Origin of the sequence: Xanthomonas sp. 3058, from assembly GCF_014199765.1 — a bacterium.
GTDB classification, from domain to species: Bacteria; Pseudomonadota; Gammaproteobacteria; order Xanthomonadales; family Xanthomonadaceae; genus Xanthomonas; species Xanthomonas campestris_B.
Map to the genome: position 1 here is coordinate 1 of NZ_JACHOF010000043.1, position 3368 is coordinate 3368.

Below are 3368 nucleotides of genomic sequence, written 5' to 3' on the forward strand. Positions count from 1 at the left end.
CTCGTCAGTAAAACGTTTCTTCACGTCCAATCTCCTTCGGGGTAGGGAATTGGACTCCAAACTGGCGTGCTACTCAAAATCGGGGGGACGTCGTACGGAGGCTTGATTCTATTTTCTACATTCCCTGGAGCGTAAGGGCTGTCTTTAAGAGACGGGCCACCGTTGACATTAACTTCATTAGACCGCTCGCCCGAAGGCGTATAGGGCTGCTTCGCACCTCCACCAAATCCTTCGTTTTTGCCCGCCATATTCATGGCGGCCCGGACTTTGGCAGAAGCAAGCTCAGTGAGCCCTAAGCCTATTGCAAGACCAGTTTCTTTCGACCAGAAGCCATTTTTCTCAATTGACGTGTACGTGGAACCAGTAAATTCTCCAATTTTTGCGACGTAGGTCTCTGTGGGTGAAAGATAGACGGCCTGAAGGCCGGTTCCCTCAAAAACGTATTGCCTGAAAGGTGCTCCCTGGGCTGTGTTGACATAAGAATTCAGCGACTGCGCGCTTCTTAGCCAATCTTTCTGAAGTCCAAGTGTTTCTGCAGTTGAGTAATCTTCCTTATAGCCGATCGCCTGTGTCATTTGCGAAGCACATGCCTCACTGGAAGGCGCAAGCGTACAAGCGAACTGCATTTGCGCGTCTTGAAGCTGTGACTTAGCGCTGGCTCGCGCGATAACTCCCTCTCTACAGGTGGCATCGCCATCGCAGCTTTCTAGCAGGCGCTCAACGATGGAAAGTTGCTCGTGGCTTAAATAGTTGTTGGCGACTTCATTCATTGCTGTCGTACCGCCAGCCGTACCACCAACGGTTGCGCCGACTGTCGTCGATGCCAGTGCAGTCAATGAATCTGCCAGTACGCCATCCACACCGGCGTTCTTCAGTGCGCTGGCAACAGCGGGGGCCGTGAGTGTACCTGCCGCCGAGCCCGCAGCGCCTTGTAGGCCACCTGTCAGTCCGCCAACAGCTGCGTGTGCCAGCACTCGCAACGTGCCGTCGTTACCCCACTGACCTTCGAGTTGCTCTGCCTGACCTAACAGCGCAGCACGTTGATCTGGGTCGGTTGTCGTTTCTGGTTGCAGACGTAACAGCGACGCTTCCTTGGTCTTTTTTTCAGCATAGTCACCGATTTCCTTACTCGCCTGCTGCCCAAACGTCGCAGTGATCTCGGCCCCAGCGCTGACCTGCTGCTGCAGCTTCTGCCCGTCCCAGCCCTTGACCAGGCCATTGGCGCTGTCGCCAGTGAGCACATCGCGGTTTAGTGCAGCCAGCACATCGCTGACGCTTTGCCCGGTCTTGGCCTGCTGCCCAGCTTGGTCGGTGATGACCAACGTGCCGCCGCTGATGCCGCTGGTGGTCAGCGAGGTCTCGCTGCCGCTCTTGCTGGAGTAGCCGGCGCTTGCACCCTGCGCACCGCTGCCTTGGTTTTGCCAGGACCAGCTACTGCCCTGGTTGGTGGTCGGTGGCGTCTGGGTCTCGGTTTTCGCTCCATCCTTGCCATTGCTGCCGCCGGCGGCGTAGCCACCCGAGAGGCTGATGCCCTTGGCTTCATAGCTGCTGGTGTTGGTGATGTCGCTCACCGTCAGCGTGCCGGTCTGCAGGCGATTGACGCCGGCATCCACGGCCGCCTGGGTGCTGGCGATCACGCCGCCCTTGAGGTCGGTGTTACCACCGACACGGATATTGAAGCCGCCATCGCCGGCCTGGATGCCGCTTTGCTCGGTGACGCTGGCGAAGTCGCCGTTGACCTTGTTGCTGCTGTAGCTGGCGCTGGCGCTGAAGCCCACGCCGAAGGTCACGCTGCCGCCCACCGCCTTGTCCTTGCTGGCGTAGGTGCTGGTGTCCTGCAGGCTCTCGATGGTGAGATCGCCACCGATGTCGGCCAGCACGGTGTCTGCGGAGAGCACCGCACCCTTCAAGGTGGTGTCGTTGCCGCTAATGATCGTTGCGGTGTTGCCTGCATATTTTATGGCTTGTCAGTCTGCATGGCTTTTACTGGAAATAGGGGCTCCTCAGAATACGGAACGTGATTTATATTAAAAATTCCTTCTATATCTTTCATGAAATTTAAATTCAACTGAATTTTGCTGGAGGAATTTTTATACTTTGACCTAGACTTTATTGCCAAGTCCCTCATTTTTTTAGCGAAAATTAATGCCTCAGCTCTACTATTCAGACCATTCACAGGAAAAACATCATTTTCCAGTTTTGCAGCTTCTTCCCATCCTGTGGATGAAATTAGTGCAGCTTCAGCATTTAACAATCCATGCTCAGCCACAATTTCCCTGCACATCATGGTGGATTCTAGATAAGTGGTCATCCAAATACTTATTGAATCCCATTCAGACTCGTTAAACGGGTTGCTATTAGATAGCTCGGCAGAAATTTCTTCAATTGAAAGTCCGGAATGTTCAATGGAAGGAATCGCGATCACTAAATCAGATCGCATGCATCTATATAGTGTTTCAACGGCAACTTGCCATTGGTTTTTGTCATTACGGAAATTTGAAGCGAAGTTAATTGCCGAAAAACTATCGGTGGCAAGCTCAGCCAGATTGGTTTGTAGCCATATAGATATTTCGTTATTCATGATTATGGCCCGCCAATATCATCTGCAGCGCCACGCTTAGGGAACTTTAATTTAATCATTCTTTTTCCGCCATTTGCCTGGGCAAGCCTGGGAATGTTCAACTCTACAGTGGCCGTGGTGCTTAGGGTATCCCCACTCGCCGTACCTGCAGGTCTATAAGTGACGTAAGAGCCGTCGGGGGCTTTAGCGATCCAGCATCCATTGCAATTTCCACCGTTTATCTTAGCACCGCTGCTAAGCTCTTGGGTTGATGGTTGGCGCTTCAAAAAAGTCAAGGCAAAATCCTCTGCAATATTGCTTGGATCGCTTGTGCCAGCCATTGTTCTTGGAGTACCAACTGGGCCGATTGATTTTCCAGGGATTGTTCCGGCGTTTAATTCTTGAATTATCTCTTGCGCCGTACGCTTAGAAAGTCCATCACCACGAATTGTTTCCGGAAGCGACTCAGATGGGGTGTCATTGGGTCCCTTTTTGCCAGCGATGTCTTGGGTGGAGATGTCGGGCTTGATGCTATTGCCCACTTTTCCCGCAATTACCTTCTCACCACCTTTGAAAATCAGGGTCTGTAAGCCAAGTATCCCCAAGTCGTAGGCATCTTGCGCAAGAGGGTTCCACCCATCAGGTCGCTTTGGATTGAAGGATGCCAAAACTCCAAGGCCCTGCGTCGAGAAGTATGGTGACGTCAGCTGAGGGGGTAATCCCCCCGCAGATCAGCAGGGGCAAGAAGTGGAATTTTCTCGTAACCTTTCTCGAGGAGATTTCCATGAAGACATCACGCTTCACCGAC

At 52.7% G+C, this 3368-nt stretch carries 3 protein-coding genes; all 3 read right to left on the reverse strand.

Annotated features, from left to right (window positions below):
* Nucleotides 1–20 precede the first annotated feature (20 nt).
* From GGR61_RS20705 to GGR61_RS20715, 3 genes are read right to left on the reverse strand one after another with little or no spacing between them, the layout of a single operon-like run.
* Nucleotides 21–1961: a hemagglutinin repeat-containing protein gene (locus GGR61_RS20705; RefSeq protein ID WP_184623789.1), complete on the reverse strand. Its 1941-nt coding sequence runs from the start codon at nt 1959–1961 to the stop codon at nt 21–23.
* Nucleotides 1958–2581, reverse strand: coding sequence for a hypothetical protein (locus GGR61_RS20710; RefSeq protein WP_133125715.1), 624 nt, complete (start codon nt 2579–2581; stop codon nt 1958–1960). The genes GGR61_RS20705 and GGR61_RS20710 overlap by 4 nt, the downstream gene beginning before the upstream one ends.
* A gap of 2 nt (nt 2582–2583) precedes the next feature.
* Nucleotides 2584–3165, reverse strand: a complete 582-nt coding sequence (locus tag GGR61_RS20715) for a hypothetical protein (RefSeq protein ID WP_221237480.1) — start codon at nt 3163–3165, stop codon at nt 2584–2586.
* Nucleotides 3166–3368: the final 203 nt, after the last annotated feature.

Bases quoted from the DNA above. Each gene is read 5' to 3' on its own strand.
- GGR61_RS20710 (WP_133125715.1), bottom strand. From the start codon at position 2,581: ATGAATAACGAAATATCTATATGGCTACAAACCAATCTGGCTGAGCTT.